The sequence below is a fragment of the Methylicorpusculum oleiharenae genome (genome assembly GCF_009828925.2).
GTDB lineage: Bacteria > Pseudomonadota > Gammaproteobacteria > Methylococcales > Methylomonadaceae > Methylicorpusculum > Methylicorpusculum oleiharenae.
The window spans coordinates 1464291-1483703 of the sequence record NZ_WUTY02000001.1 but is presented as its reverse complement, the minus strand read 5'-3'; the positions used below and the strand labels follow the sequence as shown (position 1 = coordinate 1483703).

Annotated in this window: 15 protein-coding genes; 6 read left to right on the top strand and 9 right to left on the bottom strand. The window is 47.7% G+C overall.

The window, feature by feature from the left end; genetic code table 11:
• Positions 1-164 precede the first annotated feature (164 nt).
• Genes GO003_RS06975 through GO003_RS06955 form a run of 5 tightly spaced genes read right to left on the bottom strand, consistent with a single transcriptional unit; the run spans position 165 to position 5853 of the window.
• Entirely contained in the window at positions 165-575 is a 411-nt protein-coding gene (locus GO003_RS06975; RefSeq protein WP_159658936.1) for a hypothetical protein, read from the bottom strand.
• Positions 575-2320, bottom strand: coding sequence for an Hsp70 family protein (locus GO003_RS06970; protein WP_159658937.1), 1746 nt, complete (start codon positions 2318-2320; stop codon positions 575-577). The genes GO003_RS06975 and GO003_RS06970 overlap by 1 nt, the downstream gene beginning before the upstream one ends.
• Positions 2321-2341: 21 nt before the next feature.
• The gene (locus tag GO003_RS06965; protein ID WP_159658938.1) at positions 2342-2992 is read right to left on the bottom strand and encodes a nucleotide exchange factor GrpE; all 651 of its coding nucleotides are present in this window, start codon (positions 2990-2992) and stop codon (positions 2342-2344) included.
• A gap of 22 nt (positions 2993-3014) precedes the next feature.
• The gene (locus GO003_RS06960; protein WP_159658939.1) at positions 3015-3326 is read right to left on the bottom strand and encodes a J domain-containing protein; all 312 of its coding nucleotides are present in this window, start codon (positions 3324-3326) and stop codon (positions 3015-3017) included.
• A 16-nt stretch (positions 3327-3342) separates the two neighbouring features.
• The gene (locus GO003_RS06955; RefSeq protein WP_159658940.1) at positions 3343-5853 is read right to left on the bottom strand and encodes a hypothetical protein; all 2511 of its coding nucleotides are present in this window, start codon (positions 5851-5853) and stop codon (positions 3343-3345) included.
• Positions 5854-6329: 476 nt separating this feature from the next.
• Between GO003_RS06955 and GO003_RS06950 the strand changes: the two genes are divergently transcribed.
• Genes GO003_RS06950 through GO003_RS06935 form a run of 4 tightly spaced genes read left to right on the top strand, consistent with a single transcriptional unit; the run spans position 6330 to position 11959 of the window.
• Positions 6330-8411, top strand: coding sequence for a peptidase domain-containing ABC transporter (locus GO003_RS06950; protein WP_159658941.1), 2082 nt, complete (start codon positions 6330-6332; stop codon positions 8409-8411).
• 5 nt (positions 8412-8416) lie between these two features.
• Entirely contained in the window at positions 8417-9727 is a 1311-nt protein-coding gene (locus GO003_RS06945) for an HlyD family secretion protein (RefSeq protein ID WP_159658942.1), read from the top strand.
• 14 nt (positions 9728-9741) lie between these two features.
• Entirely contained in the window at positions 9742-11526 is a 1785-nt protein-coding gene (locus GO003_RS06940) for a TolC family protein (protein WP_231088851.1), read from the top strand.
• 22 nt (positions 11527-11548) lie between these two features.
• Positions 11549-11959 (top strand): hypothetical protein, encoded by a 411-nt coding sequence (locus GO003_RS06935; RefSeq protein ID WP_159658943.1) that lies wholly within the window; start codon positions 11549-11551, stop codon positions 11957-11959.
• A 76-nt stretch (positions 11960-12035) separates the two neighbouring features.
• On the opposite strand, the gene GO003_RS06930 is transcribed toward GO003_RS06935, so the two are convergent.
• Positions 12036-14210, bottom strand: coding sequence for a glutamine synthetase III family protein (locus GO003_RS06930; protein ID WP_159658944.1), 2175 nt, complete (start codon positions 14208-14210; stop codon positions 12036-12038).
• A gap of 236 nt (positions 14211-14446) precedes the next feature.
• Positions 14447-15496 (bottom strand): DUF389 domain-containing protein, encoded by a 1050-nt coding sequence (locus GO003_RS06925; protein ID WP_159658945.1) that lies wholly within the window; start codon positions 15494-15496, stop codon positions 14447-14449.
• Positions 15497-15671: 175 nt separating this feature from the next.
• Here GO003_RS06925 and GO003_RS06920 point away from each other — a divergent pair, with 175 nt between their 5' ends.
• Positions 15672-15968 carry an antibiotic biosynthesis monooxygenase gene (locus tag GO003_RS06920; RefSeq protein WP_159658946.1) on the top strand — a complete coding sequence of 99 codons (297 nt, stop codon included), beginning with the start codon at positions 15672-15674 and terminating at the stop codon, positions 15966-15968.
• 5 nt (positions 15969-15973) lie between these two features.
• A complete protein-coding gene (locus GO003_RS06915) occupies positions 15974-17167 on the top strand; it encodes an iron-containing alcohol dehydrogenase (RefSeq protein WP_159658947.1) in 1194 nt (397 codons plus the stop codon).
• 280 nt (positions 17168-17447) lie between these two features.
• Here GO003_RS06915 and GO003_RS06910 read toward each other — a convergent pair whose 3' ends face one another.
• Positions 17448-18005 (bottom strand): hypothetical protein, encoded by a 558-nt coding sequence (locus tag GO003_RS06910; RefSeq protein WP_159658948.1) that lies wholly within the window; start codon positions 18003-18005, stop codon positions 17448-17450.
• Positions 18006-18345: 340 nt separating this feature from the next.
• Positions 18346-19362 carry a ketol-acid reductoisomerase gene (ilvC, locus tag GO003_RS06905; RefSeq protein ID WP_159658949.1) on the bottom strand — a complete coding sequence of 339 codons (1017 nt, stop codon included), beginning with the start codon at positions 19360-19362 and terminating at the stop codon, positions 18346-18348.
• Positions 19363-19413: the final 51 nt, after the last annotated feature.

Sequence of the window (19413 nt, the reverse complement as noted above, 5' to 3'; positions counted from 1 at the left end):
TACCACCTTATTTGAATACCCATTCGAATAAACACCCAAAAGCTTAGCGATTAAAGCCAATACCATCATGGAAAGCTTATGGGGAAACGCGGCTCTAAGAAGACCTACCGGTCATTTATCGCACAGAAGGTGAGCTGGAATTTCGGAGATTTTTATAACGATGATCAGCCTTGCCAATCCTGCACGGTCCCAGCATCCCCGACCGATAAAAAATCAATCAAATCCTGAAATCTTGAAAGGGATTCATTGTCGCCATGCAATGCGCGCAAAACGCCAAGCGTTCGGCGTGCGTTTTGCCAGTTGTGTTGAGCCAGACCCTCATAGAGCGCCCGGTATTGATGGTGGACTAAAAATTGCCGAAAAATCTGAGCCGCCTGGGTCTGCTTAAAACTTAACGACCGGTTGATCGCTTGTGCGGCAATATCCGGTTTATTGGCGCACATCAACCGCCAAGCGGTAGACAGCCATTCCCCGGCTAACTGTTCGCAGCTCATGACCCGGCCTAGATCGGCTCCACAGCGCGAACAGCCGGAGGCACGGCTCAAGCGTGCATTACAGCAGGGACACCGCTGCATTACGATTCCAGATAATAGATAATGTCACTCAGTTGCTCTACCGGTTCCTGCAAGCCCGCCTCATCGCCGGCATCGATACAGCCCCCGATTTTTTCGATCAAATCGATCATGTCTTCTTTGTCTTCAGCCGAAACCGAATCAAACAGAGCTTCGGCTTTTTTAATCAGCTTACGGGCCGCCGCGATGGACTCGGAGTCCGACACTGTTTCTACAGAGGTGTATTCAGCATCGCTTTGTCCGAATAAGTCAGAGATACGTTGTCTGGCACTGGTCAACTCCTCGGCCGCAAACCGGGAAATTACGTTGTTGATCGTAATTGACTTTTCCCGTCCGGTGGCTTTTTCCTGTGCAGAAACCTGCAACATGCCATTGAGATCCAGCGCCAAAGTCAGCGTGATGATATTCCCCGCAGGAACATTTTGTAGATCCTCTACCATAAATTCCCCGATTTTGATGTTGTTCAGCGCATCCGGATCTTCACCCTGGTAAACGGTAACCTCAACCATTTTCTGACCATCCTGATAGGTCATAAAGGCTTCGGACTTCCTGACAGGCAGCACGCTGTTCTTATGAATGATTGGGATGAACTGATAAGGGTAAACTTCGCCATCCAAATAACCCAGCGCACTGGTTCCATAGGTATAAGGCGTGACATCGACCAGCACGGTTTCAACTTGCTGGCCGTTGATCATCGCGGCCTGAATCGCGGCACCCATCGCAACGCATAAATCGGGATCCACTTCACTGTGCGGTTCGAAACCAAATTCATCAAATAGACGTTCGCGTACACAAGGCGTTCGCGTAGACCCACCGACCAGAATGATTTCATCAATATCCGATACCGTGAGTTTTGCGCCTTTGAGTGCGATATGAACAGCATTGATGGTCGCGTTGATGTAGTCTTCGATCATGTCCTCGTAGTCCATCCTGGATAATTCCAGCGTCAGATGGATCGCTGAGCCTTGATGTTCGAGTAAATATTCCTCATTGATCTGGGCATAGGGCTCATCGGACAACTGCATTTTGGCATTTTCGGCGGCCCGGTTAATCCGCGCAGAAGCCTTGCTATGTTCTGCGATTTCGATGCCGTGCTGTTGGCGAATATGATCCTGGATATAGCCGATAATCTGCTGATCGAAATCATCGCCGCCGAGATGATTGTCCCCGTGGCTGGATAAGACTTCCACGACACCCGATTGAACATTGACAACCGAGACATCAAAGGTACCTCCGCCCAGATCGTAAACCAGCATGCGCTTGGGCTCGCTTTGATCGGCGCCGTAGGTCAGCGCTGCCGCTGTCGGTTCATTGATCATACGCACCACATCAAGTCCGGCAATTTCGCCTGCTTCACGCGTGGCTTGGCGCTGGGCATCGGAAAAATAGGCAGGAACCGTAATCACCGCTTTACTAATGGCGTGTCCAACATACTGTTCGGCGATTGTTTTAAGGCGTTTCAGGATAATTGCAGAAATTTCCTGAGGAGAATAAGGGTTACCGGCCATCTCAACCCGGGTATCCTGCCCCATTAAACGCTTTATCGATTTAACGGTGCGCTCCGGATAGATCAGGTACTGATTACGCGCCGTTTCGCCGGTCAAAATTTCACCGTTATCACCGATGCCGACAAATGACGGCACTATTTTTTTGCCTGCCTCGGCGATCACATGCACTTTTCCGTTTTCTACAATGGCCACTTCGGAGTTAGTGGTTCCCAGGTCGATCCCGATAATAATTTCGTTCATAAATAATTTAGGAGTGATTTTTTAGAGTTTATTGACTTTGACTTCCGCCAGCCGCAAGACCTGGTCTTCAAACAGAAAACCTTTGCGCAGTTCCTCAAGCACGACGCCGTTTTCGAGCGCGGCATCATGCCCGATTTCCAAGGTGCGCATGGTATGGGCGTCAAACTGCTTACCGGCACATTCTATAGGATAAACACGTTGCCTTTGCAGCCATTGCTCAAAGCGCTTCAGCGTGATTTCCTGGCCTTGCCCAAAACTTTTGATAAAGCGAACATCCTGTTTTTTGGAATGCTTAAACAGCGCGTCCACCGGCTTATAGTTTTGCAAAATACGGTAACCTTCAGTCAGCCGGTCATAGATATCTATGATGTCCAAAAGCAGGGCGCGTTGCACATCCCGCTTTTGTTGCAGCATCCTTTCGGCAACCGCAGAGAGTTGAGCCGCCATCGCCTGATTATCGGTTTGCAGTGTCGTCAAGGCCTCACTCAACGTATCCAGCGTTGCTTTAAACTGGCGTGATTCGGCTTTGACTTCACTTTTTAATCCGGCCAGATCGCTAAACAAGCCGGCCAGGTCCGGCTGATCTACAGCTGTCAAATGAGCAAAATCGGTTTGTTCCAGATAGTGTTGCAAGGTATCGAGCAACTCGCTTTGGGAAGTATCAGTAGTCATGATTTTTTAGGCAAAAGAGCGTTTAGGATATTTTTTCCAAATGACCTGCAGTTAACAATTTGAAGAAATCGTCCATTGAAAACGGCTGCCAGGGGTTTTGCTGGCGGAAAGCACGGTTCAACAAACCGTCGAAATCCGCCGGATGCAAATTGAAGAGTGCGTAGTTTAAACGACTGTTTTCATCTTTGATGGTTTCATACGCTTCCTGAATCTGCTGAAAAACGGCCTGATCCCTGTCCGGCGGATTGCTTCTGACTTTTTGCAGATAGGCGTGTTTAATTTCTGCATCGGTTGCTTGCTCGGCAACTTCAAGTATCTCAAAAGGTGATGTCATGTGTTAACCGCTTTGCTTAAAAGAATGGAAACGAGGATTTCGGCAAATCACTTTCGTCGAAATAGGCCACAATGTCATCCATCGTTATTTCTACATCCATCTGCAATTCATAAGCGGCATAAAATAGCGCGGCGCATGTCACGAACAATTGATCACCCATCAAAAAGTCTTGTATTTTCGGGCTGATTTTTTTCCGGCATAAGCTAAAACAGATCGCTAAAACCTGATCCGGCGTTTTTTGCTTCATAATCAAAGCCAGTCTTTTATTGATTTTTTGTAGATTCGAATCCGGCAAATGGCCGAACAAGTGCATGATGGCATCATCCTGAATATCGCCTTGAACATCGTGCTCATATTGCTCAACGAGATCATCAATAAAGTTCAATGGATTTAAAAACTGTTCAATTCCGCTGTTGAAACGGCGGATTAAATGAGCGGTCCGCTGGTCGTTTGCCCTTAGCGCTTCATCATGACTCTCATTCAGCCGGTAAAAATCGAGCAGATCAACGCGCGCGGGATCACCATCGGCTCCCGCATAAATCTTATAAAATCTCCAAACCGGTTTATTCCATTGCCCTAAAGCCAATTTGGCGCAGTGCCTCAACAACTCGTAATGCTGAAGGCTATCCAGTACCTGGCTCCACTCCAATAACAATGCCTCGGTGTAATCTTGCTGCTGCACCGATTTTTTTATCAGCGCTTTGAATTTATCCAATGCTTTAATCAGGATCTTGCGATCACAGCCTTGCTCGTCATATTGCCTGATCAAACCGATCAACCGGGACAGGCCTTGCGCCGGCAGCAAATAATCCTTTACAGACGGCAGTTGTCTGGTGATCGTCGCGACTGGCAAATCCAATAACAAGGCTTCAATCGTTGCTTTAAAATGCATGGCAAGCGGTTCGGCATTCAACTTTTGCAGGGCATCGGCAATCTTTTGCAATCCCAGCTGCTTATCTTCCGCAGCAAACTCAAAAAATCCACGCATCAACTCGGCCTGAGCGCGCATTTTTTTATCGGCCAACAAGTTCCCGGCAGATTGAATTTCCTTGTCTACCAGATGATATTTCTTGGTTTTGATCAGCTTGCGGGCATGCGCAAGATGACTGCTGACCAGTGATTGCTTGGCCAGCGTGTTGACCGGATCGATTTTTAACAACTCCTTTGCGTACTGAGAGGCTTTTTTAAACGCATTTTTTCGCGTTGAAGCTTTAATTGCAAAGGTTAAAAAATCGGTATCCTCCGGAAACTGCTTGAGGCAGACATCCAGCCAGCGCTGATATTCGGCAGGATCCGGATTATGCTCATCATAGTATTTCAAGATTTTCAGAAAACTGTCCCTGTCATCCGGATCGTAATCCAGACTCTCAATTAGCAGCGTGACTGCGTTTTCAGGCAGCGCCACGACCGTCATATGCCTCAGAATCAGGGCTATTTTACGATCATTCTGATGGCCTTGATTTTTTAACGTCTCAATGCATTGCAGCCAGTGAAACGCTGCATCATCCTTCCTTTGGTTATGTTCGCACAATAATGCCTTAATGCGGTGTTCTTCAAACGGATTGCCGGAGCCGAAATGTTTCAGGTAATCCTTGCGTCCCGCCGGATAGTTCAAGAGCATGGCCTGGCAAAATCGTTGTACGGAATCAGCTCCAAACAGGTCGCGATAGCGAATCGCCAAATCGAATTGCAATTTGTCCGTCAGACGGTTGTGATTTTGGCACAGCGCATCAAGCAATTCGAGTTGCTTATTGCTCAACCCTTTCGCCTTAGCAATGATTTTTCGTTGCAGGGGCTCGAGTTGGAGTGCTGTATCGGTAAAGTCTTTACCCTCTTGCGTATAAGCCAGCAAAGCAACGGCAGCGGCACGATACGGCGACTTTTCAGGCAGCCTGTATAACAATTCCCGGGCCTGTTCAATTGACGAGGGAATGGACATTAGTACTTTCAGTAATGGCCGTAAATCACGGAATGCCGAGCGGAACGGCAGTTTTTTTAAAATGTCATTGAGCTGTTCAGAATTGTTTTCACGGCAAGCCTTCAAAGCTTCGCGGATTAATCCCAAGTGCGAGATAAAAACCGAGTCCTGCGGCAATTGCTCCGCAATTTCAGGCTGATCAGCCAGACAAAGAAAACCCAGCCAGACAGCCAACCCGGGATACTGCTGATCCAGCTGTTCCTTGGTTAGCAGAGCAATAGCCGCCAGGGCTTTCTTGATATTTTTGGTCGACAACAACCAGACGATGTAGTCATCAAAATTTGCCAGTGGGGGCTCGGCCAACTCAGCGTAATTTTCCCATAAAATGACGGCTTCCTTAATCTGCCCTTTTACCGCAAAACTCAGTGCTCTTTGTAAATAGCATTGCGCTAATTGCTGCCGCCAGTAAACATTATCCGAATGCTTGAGCAACTCTTTATAAAGATCGCTGGCTTCTTTAAAGCGATGCGACAAAAAGTGAACCGATGCTTGTTGCTCCAGGGCAGTTTGGGACAGGTCGGAATTGTCAGAGGGGCGTTTTATGTTCATTTGGAGGAAAATCTAAGGATGCTCAACCGGTTATGGTAATTGACCCTCCTATAAACGGGCAAGGCCGATATCAAGTCACGGGTAAAATATTATTTACTTGATCTTTTGCGTGGTTCTTACAATGCGCGTGCCCCCTTTTAGCTAAAGATGTTTAGGGGTCCGCCAAAAAGAACTTCCCGAAGTCACAATACCACTCGGCAAGACCTTTGTTATCCAAATCTCGATGGTAAAATGAGTGCATTTGCAGAGGCGACATACGGTAGAATCAATACTCAGGGCAATATCCGTTCGTAAGGAAAATGAAAGCCGCTTGAGGTATCTTGTTCAAGATATCAGGATAGGGTTTGAAATAGCTTTTTCAGTATTGGTCAAATCCTTAACTGCGACGCTTTATTTGATTTACGAGACATAAACCCAAGATAACGCATAATACCTTCTCTCAGATAGCTTAAGACGACCGTCACACTCAATTCACTATGTCTCAAACCAGATCCCCCGTATTTTGGACGCTGTTCGATGTGCTTCTCTCCGAAATGGGCAGCTCCGCGCATGAAAAAGGACTTCGTCATGATTATGAACTGACTTCCGTCAATTTATTGGAAGGCCTGGCCGAAACAGCCGCCACACTGGGGCTGGACATCAAAGAGTGTTTGTTAAGCTGTGAACAAGCCGTTGACGGCTCAGGCAATCTGACGCCGTTGATCAAACCCATGGAAAATAATGAGTGGCTGGTAATCTCGGGATTCAGCCGCGGCCGGATAAAAATTACCTTAATCAACGAAACCGAGGTCAACCGGCGTCTGGTCAATCTCAATGAACTGCAAACCTTGCTGAAAACCACGCCCGAGCGACTGCTGGAATGGTTTGCCGTTGAGCTTAAGTCGCCCATCGAAGCATCATCTCATCATGGTGAACACCATATGCCTCCCCTGCGGCGTCTTGTTGCGATGGTAAAAGTCGAAAAACACGATTTATGGCGAGTCGTGCTCTTAGCCGGTGCCTCCGGATTACTGAGCTTGGCAACGCCGGCCGCTGTTCAATCACTGGTTAATACGGTTGCCCTGGGCGGCATGATGCAGCCTTTAACCGTTTTATCGTTCATGCTGTTTATCTTTCTGACCTTTTACGGCGCCGTTTCAATTTTACAGTCTTATATTGTAGAGCTGATCCAACGCCGCGTATTTGTCAGAATGGCAGCGGATTTGGCTTATCGCCTGCCCCGGGTAAAGTGGTCAGTCTACGATGAAAAAAATGGTGCTGAACTGGTCAACCGTTTTTTTGATGTATTGACCGTGCAAAAAGCCGGTGCACTTTTAATGCTGGAAGGGTTCGCTATGGCTCTGCAAAGTATCATCGGACTCTTGGTGCTGGCGGCTTATCATCCGATGCTGATGCTGTTTGATGGGCTGGTGGTGGGCTGGTTAGTCATTGTCATTTTTATCCAGGGCAGGAAAGGCGTCGATACCTCTATTCAGGAATCAGTGACTAAATATGAGGTCGTCGGCTGGCTGGAAACCCTTGCCAGAAACGGCCAAATGTTTAAATTTTCCGGCGGCCCGGAATTGGCAAAAGAACGGACCGATAAACTGGCTTACGACTACCTGAATGCACGCAAATCGCATTATCGGATTTTACTCAATCAGCATATCAGTCTTTATGCGCTATATGCGGTAGCAGGCACGGCTTTACTGGCTGTTGGCGGTTTGCTGGTGATGGAAGGGCAACTCAGTTTAGGTCAACTGGTTGCAGCAGAACTGATCGTTTCGGGCGTGCTGTTGTCGTTTTCGAAATTAAAAAAGCAGTTGGAAAGCTATTACGACTTGATGGCCGGTGTCGATAAGTTAGGTCATTTGCTCGACTTGCCGGTTGAACGTGAATCAGGAGAAACCATGGCATGGTCGGGGTCTGGGCCGATTTCAATAGCAGTACACGATTTGACTTATGCCTATCCCAACGGTCACATACCGATACAGCACTTAACTTTTACAGTCAGCGCCGGAGAGACCGTAGCACTTACAGGAAAATTGGGCGCAGGCAAATCCACGTTAGCGGACTTATTGACCGGATTACGCCAGCCCATCAAAGGCCGTATTGAAATCAACCAATTGGATTTACGCGAAATTAAACTCGAAAGCGTTCGCAAGCAGATTGCCGTGATTGGACATAATGAAATCATTGAAGATACGATTCTGGAAAACATTCGTTTGGGTCGGCCGGAAATTACCGTTACACAGGTGCGCAGCCTTTTAAACCGCTTGCAGCTCATGTCCGAAATCACCCAATTCCCGGCAGGACTCTATACCCAGCTAAGTCCAACCGGCTCGCCGCTGTCCTCTTCTCAGGTCAAGCATCTCATGATTGCCAGAGCCGTCATAAGCAATCCCGGGCTGTTGATCATCGATGGCCTTCTGGATGATTGGCATAACTTCGGCAGCAGCGAGGCCAAACAAATATTGTTCAGTGCCGATGCAACCTGGACCTTGTTGGTACTGACCGGTTCCGAGACCATCATGCAGCTTTGCCAGCGCGTCATAAGTCTTCAACCCGCTAACGGATGACGAACATGTCTGATAATACCTCGCAACTTTCGGTGATCAGCGCCAGCCAAACACCCCGACTGGTCGGACGCATTGTTTTTATCTTTGCCTGGCTGTTCATCCTGGTTCCGGTTTTCACGTTGTTTCTGCCCTGGCAGCAAAACATCAACGGGTCAGGCGTAGTCTCTGCGTTTATGCCGGTAGAACGGCAGCAAACGATTGAATCACCGGTTTCAGGACGTATCATGCGCTGGCACGTTAAAGAAGGCGCAAAAGTCAAGAAAGGCGATTTACTGGTCGAAGTCAGCGACATCGATCCGCAATTACCGGAACGATTGAGACGGCAACGAGAGGCCAACGAGGCAAAATTAGTCGCCAAACAACGTGAATTTGATGCCTACCAGGTTCAGATCGAACAACTGGAAACCGTCCGTGACATGAAAGTCATCACGGCCCAATACAAAATGGACATGGCCAGACAAAAAGCACTCTCGGCAAACGAATCGCTGGCTTCCGCACAAGCTACACAGGAAACAGCGGCACAGCAGCAAAACCGGTTGACACGTCTGCTCAATGACGGCCTTGTTTCGCAAAGAGATTTCGAAGTGGCCGAGCGTGATTCGATTATAGCCAGACGCTCACTGAACAGCGCACAAGCCGCATTACAATCGGCCCAAGCCGAACAAAGCGCCGCCCAAGCCGATATCAATCAAATCCGCGCCGATGCGCAGGCCAAAATCGATTCGACCACCGCTTCGATCAGCAAAGTAAGCAGTGAATTGGCCGATATTCGAAACAGTCTGGTCAGCAACGACGTTACTATTTCACGGCAAAACGCACAGAAAATCACCGCCACGCAAGATGGCAGTGTTCTGCGCTTGTTGATGAATCCGCAGGGACACTATGTCAAACAAGGCGATCCGCTGATGATTTTAGTGCCCCATACTTCAGATCGCGCCGTTGAAGTCTGGGTCACCGGCAATGATGCGCCACTGATTTTGCCGGGTCATCATGCCCGGCTGATGTTTGAAGGCTGGCCGGCTGTTCAGTTTGTCGGCTGGCCGGAAGTGGCGGTAGGGACATTTGGAGGCACGGTTGCTTTTGTCGATGCGAGTGATAACGGTCAAGGAAAATTTCGCGTACTGATAGTGCCGGATGAGCATGATCATCTCTGGCCTTCCGAGCGGTTTCTGCGTCAGGGCGGCGCGGTAAAAGCCTGGATTTTGCTGGAACAAGTCAGTATCGGTTATGAAATATGGCGGCAGCTGAACGGCTTCCCGCCCATGCTGACACCGGAGCATCCTTATAAAGACCTTGGCAGAAAACCGTCCAAATAGCCTGCTAACAGATCATGCCTTTTAAAATTAGAAATACAACATCACCTATGCCTACCGATAAATCGCTTTCAGGTTATGTGACTGCTTGCACCCTGGTTTTATTATCAGGCTGTACTGCGTATTTCGATACCGGGCCTAAAGCCGATCTTTCCCAAAAAGTCGAGCGCCGCATGCAAAACGATGAAAGTCTACCGCTGCCCGAGTTGTCTAAAACACCGCCTAAAACGATGGAAACAGCCATCACAGAAGCCAAATCCAGGCAGCAAACGCTGAAACTGGAGGCACCGCCCGTTATTTTAGAAAAAACGAAAACTGGCTCCGGCGAGGAAAACAAGCAATTATCCATCGCCGAAGCCCGCAGTATGGCGCTGGAAAACAATCTGGACTTGAAAATCGCGCTAATAGAGCCGTCTATTGCCGCGACCTATGTCAGCGAAGAAAAAGCCAAGTTTGATGATCTGATTTTTGCCAATGCCAAATATGCCAACAAGAGTACGCCGTTACTTGACGGCGATGTCGTCAGTTTCAAACCGGTGGATAAAAACTCGCCGCTGAAGAATGAAATAGCCAAGCTGAATATGTTGCCGCAGGATACCGAACAACTGGACATTGAAGCCGGGGTAATTATTCCGTTGCGCACTGGTGGAAAAATAACGCTGTCCAGTCCGCTCAACAATAAAGATACCAGCCGTTATGTGCCATCGGATCAATACCTGGGGGCGTTACGCTTTTCAATGAGCCAGCCGCTGTTGCGCGATGCAGGAATTGCAACCAATGTGGCCGGCATTCGCATCGCCCGTTATGAACAGGACATTACCGATCTTAAAACCCGGCTGCAAAGTATTCGGGTATTGGCCGCTATCGATAAAGCCTACTGGTCTCTTTATGCGGCCTGGGGCGAGTTGGACATCCGCCGTCAGCAATATGAAATTGCCAGCCAGAATTTGGTGATGGTCAGACGCCGGGTTGCCGAGGGACTGACCGCTGCAATTGAAACGAACAGAGCCGAAATAGGCGTTGCCGAACGCATGGAGACTTTGATTGTTGCAAAAACCAAACTCAAATTGAGTCAGCGCAAACTGTTGCAGTTTTTAAATGACAGCCGCTACGACCTGGATACCGCCACAGTTTTGGTTCCCGCGACCCCGCCAACCCTGTTAAGTTTTGATTTCGACAGAAATGAATTGGCAAAAAAAGCCCTGGAAGGCCGTCTGGAATTACTGGAGATGGAACTCAAACTGGCCGCCGATTCAACCAAGATTGATTATCTGGAAAACCAGACCCTACCGATGTTCATGCTGGATTACAGCTATGGCTCACAAGGCCGCAACGATGATTTTGGTAACGCTTATTCGGATGCGTTTGGGGGGCAATATGATGACTGGTCTATTGGTTTAAAAGTCGAAATACCATTAACCAACGAATTACGTAAATCACGGTTGAACCGCGCGGTCCAGCAGCGCTTGCAACGCTTGACCACACGCGATCTGAAGGAATTAACGGTACGCAGGGAAATTTATGACGCGCTTGATCAAGTCGACCAAAACTGGCAACGGATTATCGCCAACCGGCAAAATGTGGTACTGGCGGGCTCAAACTATGATGCTGAACTGAAACAATTTAACGAAGGCATCAGAACCATGACCGAAGTGCTGGAAACGTTAACCAAACTGGGCGATGCGCAAACCAAAGAAGTCAAAGCCATTGCTGATTATCAGGTTGCGCTCATCGATCTGGCTTACGCCACAGGCACCTTGTTAGGCTACAGCAAGGTGGATATGAAGCAAGGTTTGCAATAACAAAACGGGCATCGTGAAGCAAATGACCATTCAACAACCGTTCAGGAACAAATTGATTGCCGCCACGCTGACCTGTCTCATTTCGCTCATTACCATCACACCGCTTTGCGGTTTTCTGTTTCAATGCGGCTGTAATTGGCCCTGGCTAGGACTGGATGACGGGTGTAATTATTACAAACCCCATGCTGAACACACCTGCCCCTGGTGTGCATCGATGATAACGGGCGTTCTGGCAACTGGATTGGCGACCCTTTCCGGAATGTTAGCCGCCACTTTCGCGCCTCTAACACAAATGAAACTAACCGACCCTATTGAAATCGTGGCAAGAACGTCATCAGGGTTGTCGTTGTTTTTTCTATTGGCCGTCATGACTGCCGCCATAGCGGCAGTCATGCAGGTTTATCCGCTGGGAATAGGACGGTACTTAAATTGAAAAAACGAAGGAAATGGCTGCATTAACTGATGCAGCCATTGTGCTATGAGCCGGTTTTTTATCACGTCTCGCGCAGCTATTTAACAAACAGCATTTCCTGATACGTTGGATAGGGCCACAATTCGTTAGCGATTTCACCTTCCAGAAGATCAGCAAATTTTCGAACTTCATCCATTATTGGACGGATAGTCTTGGCACAAAACTGCATGTGTTCTTCCGCGTTATCAAAGTCATGCTGTCCAATAGCCGCACTTAATTTATCCACGGCTTCCATCATTGAATTGACCAGCGTTGAAATCTCTACCAATCGTTTATTACAGAGCTCTGTGCCATTACTTTTCAAACTGCTGATAGTCGCAGAAATTTCGGACAAATACTTGATCGCACCTGGATAGATGCCGGTTTTAGCCATGCTGACCACAAGCTTGGCCTCTACTTCAATGGCAAGAATGTATTGCTCGGCATAAATTTCAAAACGGCTGGCAAGTTCAACGGGTGATAAGACGCCCAGTTTGTCAAACAAAGCCTCAATATGCGGCTCTTTTAAAACCGGCAAAGCATCGGCTGCAGTTTTAAGATTCGCCAGTCCGCGTTCTTCAACTGCCATTTTGTGCCATTCAGAGGAATAGCCGTTACCACCAAAGACCACCGCACCGTGTTGATCGATGATTTCTTTTAGGGTTTTCAGGATGGCAGTATCCAGATCTGAACCGCTGGACAGCAAACTTTCCAGGGAATCTGCAACCCAGTTCAAAGAGTCCGCCAAAATGGTGTTCATGGTCACTAACGGACCGGCTACAGATTGCCCGGAACCCACCGCCCGGAATTCAAAACGATTACCGGTAAAGGCAAAAGGCGAAGTGCGATTTCGATCACCCGCATCTTTATTAAACACGGGTATGGTATTTATCCCCAGATTCATAACGCCGGCATTTAGTGATCCGGTAATTTTGCCGTCCTTGATTTGCTCGAAAACATTATCGAGTTGTGTGCCCAAATAAACGGACATGATCGCCGGTGGTGCTTCATTCGCTCCCAGTCTGTGATCATTGCTGGCGGTAGCCACGGCGGCTCTCAGCAAGGGTCCGTATTTATGTACACCACGGATTACTGCGCCGCAAAACAACAAAAATTGGGTATTGGAGTGCGGTGTTGAGCCTGGATCCAGTAAATTTCCCTGAGTAACGTTTCCGACTGACCAGTTGACATGCTTACCGGAACCGTTAATGCCCTTAAAAGGTTTTTCGTGTAAAAGACAAACCAGACCGTGGCGTTTGGCGGTGTTTTTTAATACGGTCATCAATAATTGCTGATGGTCAGTCGCAACGTTGGCGGATTCAAAAAAAGGAGCAATTTCAAATTGTCCGGGCGCCACTTCGTTATGCCGGGTTTTGGCAGGAATACCCAATCGGTATAACTGCTCCTCAACATCCTGCATATAAACCTGGATGCGTTCAGGTATCGCGCCAAAGTAATGGTCATCAAATTGCTGGCCTTTAGCGGCGGGCGCCCCAAACAGCGTTCTGCCAGCCAAAAGCAAGTCCGGGCGACTATTGACAAAGTTGGTATCAACCAGAAAATATTCCTGTTCAGCACCGCAACTGGAATTTACGGGAGCGATATCCGTGTTTCCCATTAGAGATAAAACCCGTTGCGCCGCTTTGTTCATGGCGGCATTGGCACGTAATAACGGAGTTTTTTTATCTAAGGCCTCTCCGGTCCATGATATAAAAACGGTCGGAATACAGAGCGTTGCACCATTATCGGTCGCCATGATGTAAGCCGGGCTGCTGACATCCCAGGCAGTATAACCCCTTGCTTCAAATGTAGAACGGATGCCTCCATTAGGAAACGATGAACCATCCGGCTCGCCTTGCACCAACACTTTACCGCTGAATTCAGAGATAACAGAACCATCGCTTTGAACAGAAATGAAGCCATCGTGCTTCTCCGCTGTAGCGTTAGTTAACGGATAAAATACATGGGCATAATACAGCGCGCCCTTGGACAAGGCCCAGTCTTTCATCGCCAATGCCACTACATCAGCAATCGAAACATCCAGTTCAGCACTGGTTTCAATGGTTTTCTTTACTGATTTAAAAACTTCTTTAGGAAGACTTTCCTTCATTTTACTGAGCGTAAACACATCACTTGCCCATAAATTACTCAGCGGTTCAGGAGCTTTATGAGGGAAAGGCTGGCGGTTGGTGATATTTTGAACGGCGTGAAGACGTGCGGCATTTCCAGTCATACTTAGTTACCTTTAGAGACATTATTGGATCAATCGATCAAAAATCAGCAATAATTGAACCAACATCGAAGCAAGGCCATGAATAAGGATGAGAGTAGGCTTCGCTAAACCTGAAACGCATTATGAGATGGCTTGTTTGCAGCGTATTGACAGAAACGCAGTTCCCTTTTAGTGCACGTCTGTTTATTTGCCCCAAAATGAAGTTCGGAGCGCCGACTGCTTATGCAGGTAAAGACTCAGGGTGAGTTATCTGTAGCTCCATCTTTTTGACTCAGTTGTATATCGTACCTATCTCCGCTTCTGGTCATCACCTTAACTCTTACATGGCGTAACCGTAACTCACTGGGCAAATTGTTTGGAGCAACAGGAAACTTGGATTCAAACTTGGCAACATCCTGGGCGGTAAAATCCAATGGACTGTTTACTTGAGCTCGAATAATATTTTTGCCGTCATCATTGTCTATCCGTAAGGAAAGCAATTGTGCACCTTGATAAGCTTTTAATTCGTCCAGCAAAATTTTACGGGCATTGGTTTCAAACAGCATATTGCCTACCACCTCTTTGGTATTTGCTCCCAGCACAGCAAACAACAAAATCATCAACACAAGGGAGACACCGTTTAACCAGACAACTTTTTTACTGCGAAAAAACTCATCCGTGGCTTTACGAAACCCGCACAGCCAGAGCACGATTGAGAAAGAAAACTGAATGGCGACAATATTGGCAAAAGCCAAAAGGTAGGCCCCGAAAGCATTGTCCAGCTCGCCTCTTGCTAAAAAAATTGTGCCCGTACACAAAGGCGGAACCAACGCCGTGGCAATGGCGACGCCAACAACCGCGTTTACAATGCGTGGCGTGATGACAGCATAAGCGCCAACCGCGCCACCCGCTAAAGCGATCATCAAATCGAGATAATTGGGATGCGTTCTGCCTATCAATTCATTACCAGCAGGAATATCGGTATGCAAAACACCGATGATGAAGGCACACAACACTACAATTCCGGTACCTCCAAGTAATGACAGCAAAGACTGACGTAATAGCGCATGATTACCATCAACTAATGATAAGGACAAGCCCGCAATAGGACCTAACAGCATGGCGACCAGCATGGCGCCAATAACTCCGGATGAACTGTCTGCCAACAAGCCGTATGATGCAATGATCGCTGCTAGCGCATTCATAATAATAAAGGCCTTGTCAAACTGGGCATTCAGGGTAATTTCTGCCCTGGCTGCCTGGATATCAAGTAACTGAGAGTCTTTATCGCTGACGGATGTATCCATAAGTAAGATGCGCTTCGGGAAATGAAGGTTAAACGAAAAAAACAGCTTTATAGCATACAAATTAATGACGTGATGATTTTGAATTTATCGATTATCAAGCCGATGTCCAGTCAACCTGAAACGATGCTGCATACAGTATAATGCGAGCACTATCACTCGTTTATAAGGAGTCTTTATGCACGTTACGTTGGTTCATGTACAAGTAAAACCCGGTCATATTGATGAATTTATCGCCGCTACGCGCCTCAATCATGAAGCATCCATCGGCGAAGCCGGTAACCGGCGATTTGATGTGCTGCAATCACCCGAAAATCCGGGGCAGTTTATTCTGTATGAAGCCTATGCGTCTGCCGAAGATGCGGCGGCTCACAAGCAAACTGCTCACTACCTAACCTGGCGCGATCAAGTAGCTGACTGGATGGCTGAACCTCGTCAAGGTATCCGTTACGATGGCCTTTTCCCTCAAGAGTAACTCCTATGCAATTCTCTTCATTTTCAATTTCCCGGTTACCGCGCATTATCTTCGGAAGCGGACGTATCAACGAAGTCCCTGGATTAGCCGCGGGCTATGGTCAAACAGCCTTGCTGATAACCGGTAAACATTCATTTTGCAGCACACCCCGCTGGCCATCTTTCACCGGATCGCTGGAAGCGAAGGGCATGCACTGGCTGCATGTGACTGTTTCAGGCGAACCCTCACCGGAACTGGTCGACCAAACAGTCAGCCGGTTTCGCAGCGAAGCGATAGACGTTGTCATAGCAATTGGCGGCGGCAGCGTGCTTGATGCCGCCAAAGCGATAGCAGGACTTTTGCCCCACGGCAATTCGGTCATGGATCATCTGGAAGGTGTCGGCAAAAACATCACCTATCGCGGGCCCAGCAAACCTTTTATTGCCGTTCCGACTACCGCGGGCACTGGCAGCGAGGCAACTAAAAACGCCGTATTGAGCGAGCGAGGTCCCGAAGGCTTCAAAAAATCTTTTCGTGATGAGTGTTTGATACCGGAATACGCGGTGATCGACCCCGATCTGCTCGCGAGTTGCCCACGCGAACTCGTTGCTGCTGATGGCATGGATGCGTTTACGCAACTGCTGGAATCTTTCGTCTCACTCAAAGCAAATCCTTTTATCGACGCCCTGGCCTGGAGCGGCATGAGTGCTTTCAAGGACGGTTTTTTTGCCGCTTGGGAAGGCACTGAACCAACTGCCGGTCAGGGTCGCGCGGCAATGGCCTATGCAGCTTTGCTTTCCGGCATCACCCTGGCGCAAGTGGGATTAGGATCAGTGCATGGTCTGGCACCGCCCTTGGGTGCCTACTTTCCTATTCCTCACGGCGTCGTTTGCGGCACATTGGTGGCAGCTGCAACCGATATCAATATCCAGGCCATGCTAGCGCGCTCCCCCGACAATCCGGCTCTCCCCAAATATGCGCAGGTAGGACGTTTACTGACAGGGCAGACAGAAATGGATGATTCCGAGGCGCGCATATCATTAATCTCGCTATTAACCGAGTGGAGCGAAAAACTGCAATTGCCCCGCCTCAGCAACTACGGCATTACAGAAACTGATTTTCCGCTCATTGTCGCCAACAGCCGTGGAAGCAGTATGCAGACCAACCCGATAATACTGACTGATGACGAAATTAGTACCTTATTGGTACGGCGCCTTTGATTCATAGCTATGGCTTCACTACCGGTAAGCACTGGCGCTCAATAAGCAACAACAGCGAAGGATTAAAGTATACTTTTAGCTAGTGCGTAATCTAGATGAATCAATCAAGCATGGAGATAGGATGTACACACAGGACGAGGGGGCGAAAAATGTCTTATCGCTTAACTTTCATTTCGATTTCCCTGCATTGAAAATACTATCGACCGTGACAGCATGCGAGAAGGCTTGATTAAAGAGGAATATTTCCTCGAATACGTGCCTATGATTCCGCTAAACACCTTCAGTTAGGAATGTCCGGTTGCTGTTCCTGCAATTTCAAATAAGGAGCAATTTGCTGTTCAATACCGATAATGGCTCTGTTTAATTCAATAAGATTTTTTTCTTCAGTCATCTGAATTCCCATCGTATAGAAAATGGGTATCCAGAGAGGATTGATCAATATTCCCCCCAAAATACTCTTATAGATCCGCTTTAGATTTTTAAACGGATTAAACGAATCTGTTAAAGATTCCATGGGGTTTTTTATAAAAAGATCAGCTAACGGCTGTAATAAAGCGCGTTCTCTGGGCTTGAGCTCTTGCATAGCTACTGACAGTTTTTGGGCCATTTTATGATAATTGAATCTGGCCCATGAGGCGGAGCAGGCGAATACAATAGCTACGATGGGTAAAAGCACGATTGGCGGTGCAATTGGCGCGGCAGTGGACGATAATAAAACGGCGCAAAAGCCGAACATCAACACATCTTCTCCGCGCTCGACATCACTATCGATAGCCTTAAGTATCGCAGAAACAGCTTCATGATTAGCATGGTTTAGATAGCCATTTTCCAGTTGCATGTTTACCTCTACAATTTAATTTCCGTTATCTAACTCCCCTGCTTCGTTTTATGCTGGTGAAAATTCGATGCGGGGTACAACAAAACGATACAAAACAAACGATTGTTTTTTATGCTTTACCATGCGCATTCGGTTTGTCAAATCAGGCCGCTTTGTTGCCCAGTTCAAAGTATCGAGGTTACCACGCCTCTTTCCGTCATCAGAATAGACTTGTTCGAAAAAGACCGCCGTCATATTTGTTATTGAATCGTGGCCATTAAAAAAACGGTTTAGGCCAGTTCAGAAACAACTAAGGCCCAATTAAGGGCCTTAGTTTTAAAGTGCTGCTTTTAGGGCGGCTTTAGTTTTTGGATTTATCGACGATTTGGTTCGCTTTAATCCATGGCATCATGCTGCGCAGTTTTTCACCTACCACTTCAATCGGGTGTTCAGCATTGAGGCGGCGTCTCGCTGTCATTTCCGGATAACCGGTCAAACCTTCGAGAATAAACTTTTTCGCATACTCGCCTTTTTGAATGTTTTCCAGCGCTTCACGCATCGCGTAACGGCTTTCTTCGTTGATGATTTTAGGGCCTGTTACATATTCACCGTATTCGGCATTGTTCGAAATTGAATAGTTCATGTTGGCTATGCCGCCTTCATACATCAGGTCGACGATCAATTTCAGCTCGTGCAAGCATTCGAAATAAGCCATTTCCGGCTCATAACCGGCTTCAACCAGTGTTTCGAAACCGGCTTTGATCAGTTCTACCGCACCACCGCATAATACCGCCTGCTCACCGAACAAATCGGTTTCGGTTTCATCGCGGAAAGTCGTTTCAATAATGCCTGAACGACCGCCGCCAATTGCAGAGGCATAAGATAAACAAATACTTTTCGCCATACCGGAGGAATCCTGATGGATTGCGATCAGGTCAGGAACGCCGCCTCCACGAACGAATTCCGAACGAACAGTATGGCCAGGTGCTTTAGGTGCAATCATGATGACGTCCAAATCGGCGCGCGGAACAACTTGATTAAACAAAATTGAAAAGCCGTGAGCAAAAGCCAGTGCCGCACCTTTTTTAAGGTTAGGTTCGATTTCGGCTTTATACAGTTGCGACTGAAACTCGTCAGGCGTCAGAATCATGATGACATCGGCGCTGGCAACAGCTTCAGGAACCGACTTTACGGTTAATCCAGCCCCTTCGGCCTTGGCAACAGAAGGTGAACTCGCTCGTAATCCGACAACAACATCTACACCAGACTCTTTCAGGTTATTAGCGTGGGCATGACCTTGTGAACCGTAACCGATAATGGCTACTTTTTTTGCTCTGATGACTGAAAGGTCGGCGTCTTTATCGTAATAAACTTGCATGTTTTCTCTCGTTTCTTGTTATTTATAAATGTGAGACCGCCGATAACGGCT

Excerpts from the sequence above, each read along its gene's own strand:
- GO003_RS06975 (WP_159658936.1), bottom strand. The coding sequence starts at position 575 with ATGCAGCGGTGTCCCTGCTGTAATGCACGCTTGAGCCGTGCCTCCGGC.
- GO003_RS06970 (WP_159658937.1), bottom strand. The coding sequence starts at position 2,320 with ATGAACGAAATTATTATCGGGATCGACCTGGGAACCACTAACTCCGAA.
- GO003_RS06965 (WP_159658938.1), bottom strand. The coding sequence starts at position 2,992 with ATGACTACTGATACTTCCCAAAGCGAGTTGCTCGATACCTTGCAACAC.
- GO003_RS06960 (WP_159658939.1), bottom strand. The coding sequence starts at position 3,326 with ATGACATCACCTTTTGAGATACTTGAAGTTGCCGAGCAAGCAACCGAT.
- GO003_RS06955 (WP_159658940.1), bottom strand. The coding sequence starts at position 5,853 with ATGAACATAAAACGCCCCTCTGACAATTCCGACCTGTCCCAAACTGCC.
- GO003_RS06950 (WP_159658941.1), top strand. The coding sequence starts at position 6,330 with ATGTCTCAAACCAGATCCCCCGTATTTTGGACGCTGTTCGATGTGCTT.
- GO003_RS06945 (WP_159658942.1), top strand. The coding sequence starts at position 8,417 with ATGTCTGATAATACCTCGCAACTTTCGGTGATCAGCGCCAGCCAAACA.
- GO003_RS06940 (WP_231088851.1), top strand. The coding sequence starts at position 9,742 with ATGCCTTTTAAAATTAGAAATACAACATCACCTATGCCTACCGATAAA.
- GO003_RS06935 (WP_159658943.1), top strand. The coding sequence starts at position 11,549 with ATGACCATTCAACAACCGTTCAGGAACAAATTGATTGCCGCCACGCTG.
- GO003_RS06930 (WP_159658944.1), bottom strand. The coding sequence starts at position 14,210 with ATGACTGGAAATGCCGCACGTCTTCACGCCGTTCAAAATATCACCAAC.
- GO003_RS06925 (WP_159658945.1), bottom strand. The coding sequence starts at position 15,496 with ATGGATACATCCGTCAGCGATAAAGACTCTCAGTTACTTGATATCCAG.
- GO003_RS06920 (WP_159658946.1), top strand. The coding sequence starts at position 15,672 with ATGCACGTTACGTTGGTTCATGTACAAGTAAAACCCGGTCATATTGAT.
- GO003_RS06915 (WP_159658947.1), top strand. The coding sequence starts at position 15,974 with ATGCAATTCTCTTCATTTTCAATTTCCCGGTTACCGCGCATTATCTTC.
- GO003_RS06910 (WP_159658948.1), bottom strand. The coding sequence starts at position 18,005 with ATGCAACTGGAAAATGGCTATCTAAACCATGCTAATCATGAAGCTGTT.
- ilvC (WP_159658949.1), bottom strand. The coding sequence starts at position 19,362 with ATGCAAGTTTATTACGATAAAGACGCCGACCTTTCAGTCATCAGAGCA.